This is a genomic window from Vibrio sp. TRT 1302 (assembly GCF_050113875.1).
Taxonomy (GTDB): Bacteria; Pseudomonadota; Gammaproteobacteria; order Enterobacterales; family Vibrionaceae; genus Vibrio.
Map to the genome: position 1 here is coordinate 207,324 of NZ_JBNJOF010000004.1, position 15,037 is coordinate 222,360.

12 protein-coding genes are annotated in these 15,037 nt (G+C 44.8%); 5 read left to right on the forward strand and 7 right to left on the reverse strand.

The features are described 5' to 3' along the window. The first annotated feature begins 30 nt into the window (after positions 1-30). The gene (locus ACQEXP_RS08070; protein ID WP_426969311.1) at positions 31-1,593 is read left to right on the forward strand and encodes an amidohydrolase family protein; all 1,563 of its coding nucleotides are present in this window, start codon (positions 31-33) and stop codon (positions 1,591-1,593) included. Between the two features lie 20 nt (positions 1,594-1,613). On the opposite strand, the gene ACQEXP_RS08075 is transcribed toward ACQEXP_RS08070, so the two are convergent. Both ACQEXP_RS08075 and ACQEXP_RS08080 read right to left on the reverse strand, forming a co-directional pair. Beyond that, complete coding sequence (locus ACQEXP_RS08075) at positions 1,614-2,585, reverse strand: helix-turn-helix domain-containing protein (protein ID WP_426969313.1); 972 nt, start codon at positions 2,583-2,585, stop codon at positions 1,614-1,616. A gap of 72 nt (positions 2,586-2,657) precedes the next feature. Then, positions 2,658-3,089, reverse strand: coding sequence for an RNA-binding S4 domain-containing protein (locus ACQEXP_RS08080; protein ID WP_426969314.1), 432 nt, complete (start codon positions 3,087-3,089; stop codon positions 2,658-2,660). A gap of 107 nt (positions 3,090-3,196) precedes the next feature. Here ACQEXP_RS08080 and ACQEXP_RS08085 point away from each other — a divergent pair, with 107 nt between their 5' ends. Together ACQEXP_RS08085 and ACQEXP_RS08090 are read left to right on the forward strand one after the other, a co-directional pair. Further along, on the forward strand, positions 3,197-3,982 hold the full coding sequence (locus tag ACQEXP_RS08085; protein ID WP_426969316.1) for a substrate-binding periplasmic protein: 786 nt from the start codon (positions 3,197-3,199) through the stop codon (positions 3,980-3,982). Positions 3,983-4,134: 152 nt separating this feature from the next. Beyond that, on the forward strand, positions 4,135-4,767 hold the full coding sequence (locus ACQEXP_RS08090) for a response regulator (RefSeq protein ID WP_426969318.1): 633 nt from the start codon (positions 4,135-4,137) through the stop codon (positions 4,765-4,767). On the opposite strand, the gene ACQEXP_RS08095 is transcribed toward ACQEXP_RS08090, so the two are convergent. Then, positions 4,748-5,638, reverse strand: coding sequence for a LysR family transcriptional regulator (locus ACQEXP_RS08095; RefSeq protein ID WP_269374910.1), 891 nt, complete (start codon positions 5,636-5,638; stop codon positions 4,748-4,750). The two genes, ACQEXP_RS08090 and ACQEXP_RS08095, sit on opposite strands and share 20 nt — an antisense overlap. A gap of 385 nt (positions 5,639-6,023) precedes the next feature. On the opposite strand from ACQEXP_RS08095, the gene ACQEXP_RS08100 reads away from it, so the two are divergent. Further along, positions 6,024-7,799 (forward strand): EAL domain-containing protein, encoded by a 1,776-nt coding sequence (locus ACQEXP_RS08100; RefSeq protein ID WP_426969320.1) that lies wholly within the window; start codon positions 6,024-6,026, stop codon positions 7,797-7,799. A 250-nt stretch (positions 7,800-8,049) separates the two neighbouring features. Next, a complete protein-coding gene (locus ACQEXP_RS08105; protein WP_426969322.1) occupies positions 8,050-9,354 on the forward strand; it encodes an insulinase family protein in 1,305 nt (434 codons plus the stop codon). A gap of 72 nt (positions 9,355-9,426) precedes the next feature. On the opposite strand, the gene ACQEXP_RS08110 is transcribed toward ACQEXP_RS08105, so the two are convergent. Genes ACQEXP_RS08110 through ACQEXP_RS08125 form a run of 4 tightly spaced genes read right to left on the reverse strand, consistent with a single transcriptional unit; the run spans position 9,427 to position 14,970 of the window. Further along, entirely contained in the window at positions 9,427-11,019 is a 1,593-nt protein-coding gene (locus ACQEXP_RS08110) for an ABC transporter ATP-binding protein (RefSeq protein ID WP_426969324.1), read from the reverse strand. A gap of 2 nt (positions 11,020-11,021) precedes the next feature. After that, complete coding sequence (locus ACQEXP_RS08115; RefSeq protein WP_426969326.1) at positions 11,022-12,056, reverse strand: ABC transporter permease; 1,035 nt, start codon at positions 12,054-12,056, stop codon at positions 11,022-11,024. Beyond that, positions 12,056-13,144, reverse strand: a complete 1,089-nt coding sequence (locus ACQEXP_RS08120; RefSeq protein WP_426950224.1) for a microcin C ABC transporter permease YejB — start codon at positions 13,142-13,144, stop codon at positions 12,056-12,058. Before ACQEXP_RS08120 ends, ACQEXP_RS08115 begins: the two co-directional genes overlap by 1 nt. Positions 13,145-13,155: 11 nt before the next feature. Continuing rightward, positions 13,156-14,970 carry an extracellular solute-binding protein gene (locus tag ACQEXP_RS08125; protein ID WP_426969486.1) on the reverse strand — a complete coding sequence of 605 codons (1,815 nt, stop codon included), beginning with the start codon at positions 14,968-14,970 and terminating at the stop codon, positions 13,156-13,158. Positions 14,971-15,037 lie beyond the last annotated feature (67 nt).

Below are 15,037 nucleotides of genomic sequence, written 5' to 3' on the forward strand. Positions count from 1 at the left end.
CTATATAAAACAGACATGAGAAAGACCAATATGAGACATTCAAGCTCTATGATGAAGAAAGCATCGTTACTTAGCCTCGCCCTTTTGGCACCCATCACTTTCGCGGCTGACTATGATACTGTCATTTTGAACGGCCGAGTCATTGACCCAGAGACACAATTTGATTCAATCGCCAATATTGGTATCAAAGACAACCAAATCGCGACCATTACAACCGATGCGATCAGTGGCACCAAGACGATTGACGCAACAGGCAAAGTTGTCGCCCCAGGGTTTATTGACGTACATGCCCACGGACAAAACATTGGTGACTACCGCATGCAAGCGATGCAGGGGGTAACAACGATGCTTGAGTTAGAGTCGGGTGTGCTACCAATCAGTGACTGGTATCAAGCACAAGGCGCAAAAGGATTACCTCTTAACTATGGTGCAGCCGCGGGTTGGACTTATGCACGCATCGCGACTTTTAGTGATACTCAACCAGAAGCCACTGCCGATTACTTTCAAAAGGCGCAATCGCGTAACGATTGGAAGATGGATATCGCGACACCGGCACAGCAAGAGCAGATTCTTAAACTGATTGAACAGGGCCTTGACGAAGGTGGCCTAGGTATTGGCATCAATGCGGGTTACGCACCAGGTCATGGTCAAAAAGAGTACTACGCGCTGGCAGAATTGGCAGCAGAACGAGATGTGGCGACTTATACCCACGTTCGTTATGCAAGTAACTCGGAACCGCAAAGTTCATTTGAGGCCGTTAAGGAGCTAATTGGCAACGCTGCAATCACTGGTGCACATATGCATTTATGCCATATCAATAGCACGTCACTCAAAGACATTGATACCATTCTTCCAATGGTTGAAAAAGCGAAAGAACAAGGCATTAATGTCACTGTCGGCGCTTACCCATACGGCGCGGCGAGTACTGTTGTCGGTGCTGCGATGTTCCAAGGAGAAGGCTGGCGTGAACGTATGGGTTCAACAGCGGAAAACTTCCAGTTAGGAAAAGAGCGTATGACTGAAGAACAGCTCGCTGACTATCAGGCAAACAATCCTGGTACCTTCATTGTTTGGCACTTTCTAGATGAGAATAACCCACAAGATCTCGCCAAACTTGATGCATCAATCTTAAGTCCTGATGTCCTTATCGAGTCTGATGAAATGTTCTGGATGCATATGGATGAGGAAGGACATGTAGATAACTACGCGGGAGATCAATGGCCTTTGCCTCAAGACCTTTTCTCTCATCCACGCTCAAATGGTACCTTTGCCAAAGTATTAAGAGTGTATGTTCGCGAACGTGGTTTATTGTCTATGCCTGAAGCATTAAGAAAAATGACCTTGATGCCAGCACAACTACTTGAAGACTTTGTCCCACAAATGAAGCGCAAAGGCCGAATTCAAGAAAACATGGATGCTGATATTGTCGTGTTCGACCCAGAAACTATCGCGGATGTCGGTACTTACCAAGATCCAAACCATCCTGCTGTTGGCGTACATTGGCTACTGGTTAATGGTGAGATCGTGGTAAACAACACTCAACTCGATACCACGGTAAAAGCTGGTCAACCTATCCGTCGCCAACAAAAATAACACCACTGTCTGCGCGTAGTTCAACTACGCGCACTGAAGTGCTGTTTACGATATTGTGCCGGAGTCATATTTAGCCAGACTCGAAAAGCGCGATTAAAGTTAGACAAATCATTATAACCACATCGCCAAGCGGCCTCTTCTGGAGAGAGGCCATCTTGCGCTAACAATTCAGTCGCCACCTCTCTTCTCGCTTCATCACGCAATTGCTTTACCGACAATCCATGCTCTGCCAACCGTCTCTGCAATGTACGGGCTGACATACTCAAGAACTTGGCAAACCAGTCAACACTAAAAAATGGTAACACTGCATAAGTCTGTGACAGACGCTTTACTCTCTGTGACCATTCTAGTTCGCTCTCTACTGAAGGGGGGATAGGTTTGAACTCATCTTCAAGATCGACCCTTATCGCCCCAAAAGGATGTCCAAAGCTGAACGCTGTTTTAGAAAACCCTACGGGTAAGCCTTTGGTCAGATGTTCCGCAAGACACATGTAGGCATGCTCTGGTAACCAATCCTTACCCAGAAATAATCGACACATTGATAATAGAGCAAATGAGCGAAACCATTCTGTCTGATCAAAGCCTGGGGTTGAAGGGTGATACTCACTTCTATGACATAGGTACCAATGACCTTCGATTTTCTCAACCCAAATCACGACGTGGCTATTGAGTTCAGGCATCAGCTTAATTAAGGTGACGATGGCTTCACCTAAATCATGACACTGCTCTAGCCTCTCCTCCAAGGAGCTAGATATTTGACCAAGCGTAATCAGCTTGCCAACTTCGACTCCCACCCTTTTATTACTGTGGCGCATCATCGCCATCAGAAACGACATGACTTTTTGAGAAGAAAGCCAAACCGTCCTGTTGGTCAAATCTTCTGGGATTTGATGCTCTTTAGCGAGTTTCTTCCATTCAATTCGGTGTTTTTCGAAGTAAAGGATAAACGGAACAAGGTTGTTGGAACTGGTGGTATTGATGTTGGTTAGCATTGGCACTCCTTGGCGCGATATGCGCTCCATAAAGTTAAGGGCCCTGTGGGCCCTTTGCTCATCAATCAAACCTTAAAAAAAGTCGATTGAGGAACGTCCGTTACCGCTTTTCTTCGCAGGTTTAGACTCTGCCTTTTTTGCTTTATCTTTGTTTTTTGGCGTTTTTTTACTCTGGCTCTTTGGCTGAGACTTAGGTGGCTGCGGCACTTTTTCGACCTTAGCAGGCTTCTCTTGAGGCTCTGTTACGGGCGCATCACAGATCACGACATAGTATTCCTGATTGAACTCCAAGAAATCACCGTCATACATCTTACGACGTTTGCGAGTTTCCAGCTCACCATTTACCGCAACATAACCTTCCGCTATCAAGTGCTTCGCTTCACCACCGCCACCAACAAGGTTAGCGATCTTAAACACTTTATACAGCTCAATTGGCTGTGACGATACTTCAATACCTATCGCTTCAATTTCGATTTCTTCGCCCTGTTCGTAATCCTGGCTCATACCATACCTTGCGGTCATTCACTGATAAAAATGAAAGTCTAATCTCTCAGCGGCGATAAATAAACTAAAGTTAACTATAGAAAGAACAACGCTAAGGTGATGTCGTCTTGAGATGGCTAATAATCGCTCTGTTAAGCAACGCCTGTTGGGCATACCATCCCCCCACTCCCGTAACTATTTACGGCGATGATTCATACCCGCCATACAGTTATTCGATCGATGGTGAGCTTAAAGGAATCTACGTGGATATTCTATTAGCCGCTTTTGAGAGAATGCCGGAATATCGAATAAAAGTATCACCAGTCCCTTGGAAAAGAGGGTTGAAGTTGTTAGAAACCGGAGAAGGGTTTGCACTATTTCCTCCCTACTACTACCCAGATCAACGCTTATACATCTCTCCTTACTCACACCCCATCCTTGACGAAGAAGTCGTGGTTTACTGTCAGCCAGATCGTGTAAAAGACCGACAACTCAATGTATGGCCTGATGATTACCTTGGCTTAACGGTCGGCGTAAACGAGTCTTTTGCGTTAGGTGGAAATGAATTCTGGCAACAGGTTAAAAAAGGGGCCATTAAACTTATCGAAGCCAAAGGCAATCGCAACAATGTCCTCAACCTGTATAAAAATCGAATTGACTGTTACTTAAACGATCGACTGTCAATTCTTTGGGAAGTCAAGTTGTTACGAGAAGAAGGCATCATTAATTCTTCCTGGAAAATGCAATTAGGTAACTCTGTGAGTAGTGAACAAGGCTACGTGGGATTCACCAATCAATCGCCAGATAAATACCCTTACAAAGATGAATTTATTCAACAACTTAACATCATTATCACCCGCTTCAAAGAGGATGGAACCATGGATGAGATCCTCAATAAATATTTAGAGCAATAACGATTAATTGACTTAACTAACCATGCCCTGACAGTTTTTCCGTACTGGAAAGTGTCGCTTTCCCCCTTTTCCGTCAGTTATCTCTTACATTAGCGCCATCGGATTTGAAGGCACGGAAGCATCATTGATTAGAATAAAAGCGAGAAAGTAAAATGATTTCCTCAACTCATACGTTAGTGATTGATAGTCAACCAATTATGCGCGAAGCGCTATCTCAACTGCTTTACGAGACTATCCCAGACATGCAGGTTTTACAGGCACCTTCAGCAACGTTTGCAATACAGTTGATCAGAAATCACGACATTAATTTGGTGATACTTGATGTCGATCTTGAAGGCTCTGATGGATTCGAATTTGTAAGACGCGCACGAGCATATGGATACACGGGACGCATTTTATTTGTTTCGAGTAATAAGCATCCGATGTATTCAGAAACAGCAAAATCGTTAGGGGCGAATGGTTACGTCTCTAAACTAGAAAACACTCTAGTGCTCAAAGAGGCTGTGCTAAGCGTGTTACGTGGCCATTCTGTATTCAAAAAAACAGATAACCTAAAGAAGCGCAATACCACTTTGTCAAAGCGAGAAACTGTTGTATTCAACTATCTGATTAAAGGCTACAGCAACAAGAAGATCTCTGAAATGCTGTCACTAAGCTCAAAAACCATCAGTACTTATAAGGCGAGAATTTTAGATAAATATAAGGTCGATTCCATTGTAGAGTTGATGCGAATTCAACAACACATCTATATCGACCTTAATGAAACTAGAAAAGATGCTGCTTGAGCTTAGAAGCTAAGAGTTGATGGAGCGGATTGCCATGGTTGACCAATTTGTAATTGGCAACCACTGACGGCGGATGCTCCATCTGCAAATGATCAGGTAGTGCAGTGACGCAATATTTATCATGCAGCTGAGTGTGGCTGGTATATGGGAGCAATGTTGCGCTCTCTGTACACTCAAGAACATCAAATAAACAGGTGATATTATCGACGGTCGCAAACGTGTTGATTTCAATTCCCTGCTCTTCCAGTGCTTTGTTTGTTACCGCCTTGGTATCTTGCCAGCCTTTCATCTCCATCATGATATAAGGCATACGCAGCTTTTCTTCTAATGACCTGTCTGCATACGGCTTGGCACAAATAATTGCCCCTTTGTATTTGCCTAAGTGATGCTGAAAAATCGTTTTGGTTAGCTCTTCGTTGAAATACTGCACCCCGATATCTAACCGTTCATCAAGAATGTCGGTGATCGATGTTTCATTCCAAGTAGTGATATTGATCTTGGCCTTGGGGAAGATTTCCATGAGATCCAACAGCAAGGCTTTTCCCACCAATGACTGCCCTAGACTGGGTAAGGCTATCGAAATACTTTTTTCATATAAGGCAGGGTTAAACTCTTCACGCTGTACCGCCTCTCCGATCATATCAAGACCTGCGGTAATTTTAGGCAGCAAATTGGTTGTATATTCGGTCGGTTCGAATTCAAACGCCCCTCTGACGAACAGCGGATCGCCTAGTTGCTCTCTGAGTTTGGCTAAATGCTTGCTCACCGCACTTTCTGTTTTCCCCAGTTCTTTAGCAACCGGTTTCAGTTGACGGTGTTTATCAAGCAACGGAAGTACTTTAAGGAGATTAAGATCAAGCTGTGATTTCATAGTGTATCCAGTGAGACAACGTAGACTCTTCGACCAAACTTCAATTAGGTCTTTATCTTCTATTTATCCGTCAGTATAGCGAGGAAAAATCATAAAAACAGCTACTTATGTTCTCTGTGCACTGCCTATCTGTGAAATGAAATGGCGTCTTTTCAGCAAACAAGCCTGCATTTTGTCATCACTAGCATGCAATTAATCAAACTGTCACTATTTTTTGGTTATGTTGCCAACGCAAGCCAACGTTTTTGATCTATTAACAATTATTGCGAGCCATCTGCTAGAGATTCATCTTAATTTAATGTATTACTGAAAAGATGCGTAAGAAAGAATGTTTATAGAATTAAGATTTGACCGAGAAATTGTCTTATAGGTAACTAAGCCACAAATGTCACAATCAATGAAAAGCATCAATCCTCGTCCTAGAATCACACTTGTCTCAGAGATTAGTGTTGAAACGGCTGAGTCAGATTCACATCAGCCAAGCATCCTAAGCGGTGCCGAGTTAGATGAATTGATGGATAATCATTTTCAACATGTGGTAGACGTTCTGAATGACGGTATTTTCTATATGTCTGATACCGAACATGTCTGCTTCTATAACCCGTCGTTTTACGCCCGATTTGGTGTAGAGTCAGGGCATACCTGTCTTCAAACCTGGCTTGATCTTGTCCATCCCCTCGACAAAGTCGCCTTGTCTGAACGCGTCGACGAACATATTCAAGAAGATGAGTCTCGTGTCACCGTAGAATATCGAGTGCGCTGTACTAACGGTCAATACACATGGCTGGAAGGTACCGCCATCACCAAAACGGTAAACGGGCATCGCTTTATGATTGGCTGCCACAAAGACATTTCCGACAGAAAACTCATGGAAACGTATGTGCAGCAATCTTCCCTGCGTGATGGGCCAACTGGACTGTCTAACGAACAGAAGCTTGCTCTTGACCTTGATAACATCAAGGGAGTCACAACACAGTCACACCACCTAGTTTATATTCAAGCAGGCAACGCTCGCTCAGACCAAACACTTTATGGTTCGCAGATAATGCGCAATCTACTTTCTCACTTCACGATGATATTAGGTGAGTTCCCAGACCAATTTGTCGATATTTACCGGATTCAATCGCACGATTTTGCCATTCTGGTGCGGGGTCAGTACGACAACAGTGAACTAAAAGACCTTGCTCAGCGGATGTGTCAAGCCTATCAAGACTCAGTGGAAGCCATCGATTTCCTATACACGACCGACATCAGCATCGGCATCTACCCCAATATTTGTGATAAGTTAGCCGTCGATGAGTTGGTCAAAGTTGCAGCAAAAACCAGCCAATACGCGGCGACCAAGCGTGACAACTACATTCGTATTTATGCCGGAAACACCAAAAATCAGGTTGACCGGCATTTTTATATCGAGCAAGAACTTGGCAACGCAATCAAAAAGCGCAAGCTGTCCGTCAAGTTCCAACCGATCATTTGTACTAAAAACAATGTCGTTGCGAGCTTTGAAAGCTTAGTACGCTGGAAAAGCGGCCAGCACGGTGAAATTTATCCTGACGAGTTCATTAGTGTGGCTGAACGCAAAGGCTTAATTAGTGAGCTGGGCTATTTGGTTTTTGACGAGGCGTGTCGCTTCATCAACCAATACCAGCAAACCCACACAGACTCTATTAAAGTCAACGTCAATGTCTCTGTTTTGCAGTTACTTAGCCAGCAATTTCCAGACGAACTCAAACAGTTAATCGATAAACACAATGTTTCCGCAAGCTCCATTGTGCTTGAGTTAACAGAGACCATCATACTGGACGACAATAAAAGTGCGATTGCCCAGCTACATCGCCTCAATGGCTTAGGCTTTCAGTTATCGCTTGATGATTTTGGTGCCGGCTATAGTTCATTAAACAGCTTTTTCGATTTGCCTCTGTCGCAAATCAAAATCGATAAATCCATTGCATGGCGTTCAATGGAAAACCCCGTCACCTTTGAGTATCTCTCTTTCATCACTAAGCTCTGTACAACTTACAATATCGATATTGTGATCGAAGGTATTGAAAACGCCGCGATGCAAAAGGTCTTCACCGATATGGGTGCCTCCTATTTACAAGGCTATTGGTTTTCAAAACCGCTCTCTATCGCCAGCGCCAGCCACTATACGACTGTTTAATCGTACGTCTCAGATATGAGATATATTCACTCAAATCATAATTCAATTTGACTAATCAACTTTAGTTGTAGAAAATCTCACCGTTTTAATAACGAGATGTTCCATTGCCTCGCAGGATGGCGATTCACTGGCAGCGACGTGTTACGAAGCTCAGCTTCGAGTTCATGGATAGACATACACGGAGTCCGATGTTTTTACATCGAACTCTCAGAACACAGAGATATCAAATTCATTGTTTCTGGAGTAATAAGTGTCTAATTCAATTCGTACTTTGTTCAGTGCAGCCCTATCTGCATCTTTAATGTTTTCGCCAATCGCTTCTGCTACAAGCAATAGTCCGCTGTGGTTTGAGCACACAGATATTCAGCTACCAGCCCGCACTTCAGTCGCACAGTTGGAAAACGGCCTACGTTACATCATCCTACCGACCACCAAGACCAGTGATGAAGTGTCGATTCGCGTACGAGTGGGATCTGGTGTTGCACAAGAGCCGGCAGACTATCCACTAGCAAGAATTGCCGCACTGAACTCAATCTCAGGTACAGACTGGCTTGCAACCTCTGGTTATCAGCAAACGGTATTCAGCCTAGATCTCGCTCATGGCACCGATGCAGACATTGGTCGTGCGCTTGACCTAATTCGCTCTGGTTTAACAACACAGATCCAAACATCGCAAGTTTCAGAATTACTGGTTGAAGGTCAATCGTCGCTAACAGATATTGACCAAGTTATCGCAGCAAAACAGTTGCAGCCGTTGGCGGTTGATCAGCACTGGTCAGCACTTGATGCGGAAACTTTGGCCGATACCCCTCTGTCCTCAGTGCATGATTTTCAAGCTCAACAATACGTACCGCAGAACATTACTGTGGTCATCGCTGGTGCGGTTAGCCCTCGCTCAGCAGCGAATCTGATTGATAAAAGTTTCGCAGACTGGAAAGCAAACAAGAACGCATCAACACACTCTCTTGCTGCCTTTGCCGCCACGCCAGTCGCGGCTCAGTCTGTCGCCAATGATTCTTCAGTATCAATCAGCAGCTTGAAGTCAGTTTATAACCAAACAGACAGCAAAGCGTTAAGAAAAGATATGCTGATTGCAACCTTAGCCAATAAGTTGCTTGAACAACGTATTGAGACTGCATTGCAACAGCAGCACTCATTAGCCAAAGTTGTGGTTGATAATCAGCTTGTATTTAACCACAAGCTGCTCTCTCAAATTCGATTAACGGATCTCGACGTTAATGAACGCAGCAACGCACAACAAATCGTACAATCAGAAATTAAACGTGCCATTGCCGGTGGTTTTACTCAGACCGAGTATGAAATGGTGGTAAGCCAAGTTCGTGAACAGCTACAACGTCAGACTCGTCTACAAAATGCGGATTACACCGCCCAGCAAGCTGATCGTCTGATCGCAGCAGTCAACTCTGGTTCAGTCTATACGGCGCCGTCATACGATCTTGATCTGCTCAACTTCCATGTAGCTCATCTCAACGAGTTGGATGTGAGTAAAGAGCTGGCAAAAATCTGGTCTCAAGATGATGCCGTGATTCTTTAATCACAACGGCCCAATTGATGAACAAAGCCGCCTATTATGGCGGCTTTTTGCTAACAGCTTATCGAGGAAAATTTAGAAACTCGACAACTCAACTAAATGGCGGGTGTATTCCTGTTGTGGATGACTAAATAGCGCCTGCGTCTCTCCTTGTTCCACCACGTGGCCTTGCTTCATCACAATGGTGTAGTGACACAAAGATTTCACGACATTGAGATCATGGCTAATGAACAGGTAGGTCAGATGATATTTTTCTTGCAGAGATTTTAACAGATCAAGCACTTGAGCTTGCACCGTTCGATCCAGTGAAGAGGTCGGTTCATCTAGTAGAATAAATTCTGGCTTCAAAATCAACGCGCGTGCAATCGCAATACGTTGACGTTGACCCCCAGAAAATTCGTTGGGATAACGGTGACGAGTTTCAGGGTCAAGATCCACCTCTCTCATCACTTCGCATATCAAGGCATCAATTTCTGACTCGTCATGTTGCTGATGAACTCGTAAGCCTTCACCAATAACTTGAGCAACCGACATCCTTGGATTGAGCGCAGAAAACGGGTCTTGGAAAACCACTTGCATTTTACTCCGGTAAGGGAGCATACCTTTACGATCCAAACCTTGTAATTCAGCCCCTTGATAAGAGATTGAGCCTTCAGACTTTATCAGCTTTAGGATTGCCATTCCTGTGGTCGATTTACCCGAACCGCTCTCCCCGACAAGTCCAATAGAATAGCCCTTTTTAAGGGTAAAATTCATATCGGTGACAGCTTTAATATGTGAAACCACTCGTTTAAAAATGCCACCGGTGAGTGGAAACCAAACTCGCAACGAATTGACGTTCAATAGAGGCTCTGCGTTGTCGTCAACATTTACCGGCAAACCTCTCGGGTCAGAGTTAATCAGTGTCTGAGTGTACGGGTGCTCTGGTGCGTTGAATACCTGTTGGCACTCCCCGACCTCAACCAATACGCCATCTTGCATCACAGCCACTCTGTCCGCAATTCGCTTTACAATGCTGAGGTCATGAGTGATAAACAACATCGCCATCCCTAGCTCTTGCTGGAGCTCTTTCAGCAAATCGAGTATCTGAGCTTGGACGGAAACATCCAGTGCGGTTGTTGGCTCATCGGCAATGAGCAGTTCAGGTTCATTGATTAACGCCATGGCAATCATCACTCGCTGCCGTTCACCGCCAGAGAGCTCGTGCGGATAGGCCAAAATCTTTTGCTCTGGATGGCGTATTCCTACTTTACTTAGCCATTCAATCGCCAGCGGCTCTGCGTGACGGGTTCTCATCCCACGGTGGATGGAGAGGGTTTCGACCAACTGCTTGCCAATTTTATGCAGCGGATTTAACGATACCATGGGCTCTTGAAAGATCATGCCAATGCGCCCACCACGAATGCCTCTAAGTTCGCGTTCAGAACAAGAGAGAATATTGACACCATTAAAGTCAATTGAACCATTAAGGTAATGAGATGAACCTTTAGGCAGCAGCTTTAACACTGAGTTGGCGGTCACCGACTTGCCAGAACCACTCTCACCCACCAGCGCCAATGTTTCCCCTTTACGGATAGATAAGGAGACATCGTGAGTCACTTGCTGAATGCTATTTTTTTGCCCAAAGCCCACCGACAGATTCTCAATGGTGAGTACTGTTTCATTCATGGTTATCTTCCTTGATGGTGAGGGTCAAAGGCATCACGTACTGCTTCGCCAATGAAAACAAGCAGGGTTAGCATCACGGACAGTACAAAGAATGCAGAAAAGCCGAGCCACGGCGCTTGGAGGTTTGCCTTACCCTGTGCAAGTAACTCCCCCAGCGAAGGAGAGCCTGCCGGTAATCCAAATCCCAAAAAGTCGAGCGAGGTGAGTGTCGTGACTGAACCAGAAAGAATAAACGGCATCATCGTTAGTGAAGCGACCATGGCATTGGGCAACATATGACGGAGCATAATACGTTTATCATCGACGCCCATCGCCTGCGCAGCGCGAACATAATCAAAATTGCGGCAACGCAGGAACTCCGCCCTTACGATACCAACCAAACTCATCCAACTGAAAGCCACCATGATGCCTAACAACCACCAGAAATTCGGCTCAACAAAGCTTGAGAGAATAATGAGTAGAAATAAGGTCGGCATGCCTGACCAAACTTCGATAAAACGTTGACCAAATAGGTCGAGCCAACCGCCGTAATATCCCTGAGTTGCCCCAACCGCAACACCAATGATGCTTGAAACGATCGTTAATACAAACCCAAACAGCACCGAAATGCGAAAGCCATATATTACTCGAGCAAGGACATCTCTTCCTTTGTCATCGGTTCCAAGCCAGTTAACGCTATCAGGAGCTGAAGGCACACTGCCATCAATATTGAAATTGATAGTATCGTAACTAAATCGAATCAGCGGCCAGACGATATAGCCCTTATCCTCAATCAATTCGATCACATAGGGGTCGGTATAATCGGCTTCGGTTTCAAACTCACCGCCAAATTCAGTTTCAGCATATTGATTGACGATCGGCAAATACCACTGGTTGTTGTACTCCACCAGCAAGGGCTTGTCATTGGCAATGACTTCAGCAAATAAGCTGATCGCAAATAGCGCTCCAAATATCCACATCGACCAGAAACCACGTTTATTGGCCTTAAATCTTTGCCATCGCGCCTGATTTAGCGGGTTCTTACTACGACGAAACATCAACGTGCCTCAAAATCAATTCGTGGATCAACCCAGGTATAGGTCAAATCAGAGATGATGCTCAGCACAAGACCAAGCAATGTCATTATGTAAAGTGAGCTGAATACAACTGGATAGTCCCGTTGAATGGTCGATTCAAAGCCTAGCAAACCAATCCCTTCCAACGAAAACATAACTTCAATCAGCATCGACCCAGTAAAGAAAATACTGATAAAAGCAGCAGGAAAACCCGCGATGATGATCAACATAGCGTTGCGAAAGACATGTTTATAAAGGATGTCACGCTCATCGAGACCCTTTGCACGTGCTGTCACCACATATTGTTTGTTGATTTCATCAAGAAACGAGTTTTTAGTTAGCATGCTCAAAGTGGCAAAACCACCTATCACCATAGCGAAGATAGGCAAGGCCAAATGCCAAAAGTAATCGGCAATCTGTTGATACCATGTCAGTTGATCGAAGTTACTCGATACCAGTCCTCGCAGTGGAAACCAGCTAAAGTAATTGCCGCTGGCAAACAGAATAATCAAAATGATCGCAAACAAAAAACCCGGTATCGCATAGCCGATAATAACAACAGCACTCGACCAAATATCAAAACGGCTACCATGATGAATCGCTTTAAGAACACCTAGGGGAATGGAGATTAAATAGATAATCAACGTGCTCCATAAGCCTAACGATATCGAAACTGGCAACCTTTCAACAATTAGGTCAATGACATTGCCGCCCTTAAACAAACTTTCACCAAAATTGAAGGTGGCGTAGTTTTTGAGCATATCAAAGTAACGCTCATGGATCGGTTTATCAAAGCCGAACTGTTTTTTCAGCGCTTCGACGACTTCAGGATCTAGGCCTCTAGAGCCTTTATATCCGGTAGCTCCCGCTTCATCGCCGACACTGAGTTCCACTTCATTTCCGCCGCCTGAAAAGCGTTCCATAATGCCTGAGGAGTGCCCTTCTAATTGAGCTATCGCCTGTTCGACAGGACCGCCGGGAGCAATTTGTATGATAAAAAAATTAATGGTAATGATCGCCCAAAGCGTGGGGATCACCAGCAACAAACGTCTGAATATATACGCTGCCATTATTCCCTCATCTATCGACGTTTTTCAGGTAGCAAAGCCGCTTTTGACTCTGAGACCCACCAAGTATCAACACCTAAGTCATACTTAGGTAAGATTTCTGGGCGTTCAAACTTGTCCCACATCGCCACTCGATACTTGCTTACATACCACTGAGGGATGATATAAAAGTTCCATTGCAGTACACGGTCCAAGGCTCGGCCTAGAGAGAGTAACACGTCTGGATTCTGCTGATTTTTGGCGATTTCCATAGTAAGGAAATCCACCACAGGATCGGTGACACCAGCGGTGTTATACGTCGAATCGATGTAGTTCGAGTTCCATATAATCATCAGATCAGGGCTTGGATATGGGTTAGCACTGTAAGAGGAGGAAACCATATCAAAGTCACGGTCACGAAGTCGCTTAATGTACTGGGTGGTATCGACGGTACGTATTTTCATATCGATACCCATACTCTGTAAGTTTTTTTGGACTGGTATTGCAATTCGTTCCGTGGTCGGGCTGTAGATCAGCAACTCAAAGGCCATAGGCTGCCCTGTTTCTGAGTTCGTCATAACCTTGTTTTTTAGTTCCCAGCCCGCCTCTTTGAGTAGCGCAAAGGCTGTCCGCATCTGAGTTCTAATACGACCAGAACCATCGGTCACTGGTGGCTGATATTCTTCAGTGAAGACACGTTCAGGCAACTTATCTTTAAACGGAGCAAGTATCTTCTGCTCGGCTTCGGAAGGTACACCTTTCGCTTCATAATCCGTATTTTGGAAATAACTGCGTGTGCGACTGTATTGGCTGTAGAACATGTTCTTGTTCATCCACTCAAAGTCCATCGCGTAGTTGAGCGCCTCGCGAACTCTAGGGTCACGAAATACATCACGTTGAGTGTTAAATACAAATGCTTGAGTGCTCTCTGGTTTTTGATGAAGAATTTCTTGCTTGGTAATGTACCCTTTATCAAAGTTGACACCCGTGTAGGAGTTAGCCCAAAACTTAGCCGAGGACTCTAATCGAAAATCAAACTCCCCCGCTTTAAATGCCTCAAGCATAACCGTGTCGTCTCGGTAGTAATCATATTGGACCTGTTTAAAGTTTTTACGCCCAACGCTGACGGGCAGATCAGCGGCCCAATAGTCATCGACTAAGCTGTAAGTGACACTCTGCCCTGGTTTGTAATCGGTAATCTTGTATGCTGCACTGCCCACCGGAGGGGTAGATAATGGCTCCGATAAGCTCTTGTCACTCCAGAAGTGTTTAGGCAATACACGAGTGCCCTGAGCAAAACTGAACATCTTTTCGCGATTTGGCGTCGCCATTTCTATTCTGACTGTTAAATCATTTATTGCCGTAACGGATTTAATATCTTGGTAGTAAATACGGTACTGAGGAACGCCTTCAGACATGAACTTGTCGAACGTAAACGCGACGTCATGAGCGGTAATTGGCTTGCCATCATGGAAACGAGCGGCCGGGTTTATATCTAACTCAAGCCAGCTGTAGTCATCGGAGTAACGAACTTTTTGTGCGATCAATGGGTAGTATGAGTCAATCTCATCATTGGGAGAAAACATTAAAGTGTCGTACAGTTCGCCACTGGCGGCTGCGGGTACGCCTCTCGACGCAAAGCGATTGAAGTTATCGTAAGTCCCGACTTGGCCGTAGGTCACTTTGCCATATTTGGGCGCATCCGGATTAACATAGTCAAAGTGCTTAAAGTCTTCCGCGTATTTCGCTTCTCCAAATCCCACTAGCGTCGTGGTTTCGATTATTTTGGCATAAGCTCCAAAGCTCGCGGTTGTGGCAACCAGTCCACCGAGTACGAAGCGCGTCAACATCTTCATATACTAATCCCTTAGTCGTTATCCGAATCGCTGTATTCACTATAATATTAATTAGTATTAA

Coding starts and splice junctions, on each gene's coding strand:
- ACQEXP_RS08070 (WP_426969311.1), top strand. CDS start 31: ATGAGACATTCAAGCTCTATGATGAAGAAAGCATCGTTACTTAGCCTC.
- ACQEXP_RS08075 (WP_426969313.1), bottom strand. CDS start 2,585: ATGCTAACCAACATCAATACCACCAGTTCCAACAACCTTGTTCCGTTT.
- ACQEXP_RS08080 (WP_426969314.1), bottom strand. CDS start 3,089: ATGAGCCAGGATTACGAACAGGGCGAAGAAATCGAAATTGAAGCGATA.
- ACQEXP_RS08090 (WP_426969318.1), top strand. CDS start 4,135: ATGATTTCCTCAACTCATACGTTAGTGATTGATAGTCAACCAATTATG.
- ACQEXP_RS08095 (WP_269374910.1), bottom strand. CDS start 5,638: ATGAAATCACAGCTTGATCTTAATCTCCTTAAAGTACTTCCGTTGCTT.
- ACQEXP_RS08100 (WP_426969320.1), top strand. CDS start 6,024: ATGTCACAATCAATGAAAAGCATCAATCCTCGTCCTAGAATCACACTT.
- ACQEXP_RS08110 (WP_426969324.1), bottom strand. CDS start 11,019: ATGAATGAAACAGTACTCACCATTGAGAATCTGTCGGTGGGCTTTGGG.
- ACQEXP_RS08115 (WP_426969326.1), bottom strand. CDS start 12,056: ATGTTTCGTCGTAGTAAGAACCCGCTAAATCAGGCGCGATGGCAAAGA.
- ACQEXP_RS08120 (WP_426950224.1), bottom strand. CDS start 13,144: ATGGCAGCGTATATATTCAGACGTTTGTTGCTGGTGATCCCCACGCTT.
- ACQEXP_RS08125 (WP_426969486.1), bottom strand. CDS start 14,970: ATGTTGACGCGCTTCGTACTCGGTGGACTGGTTGCCACAACCGCGAGC.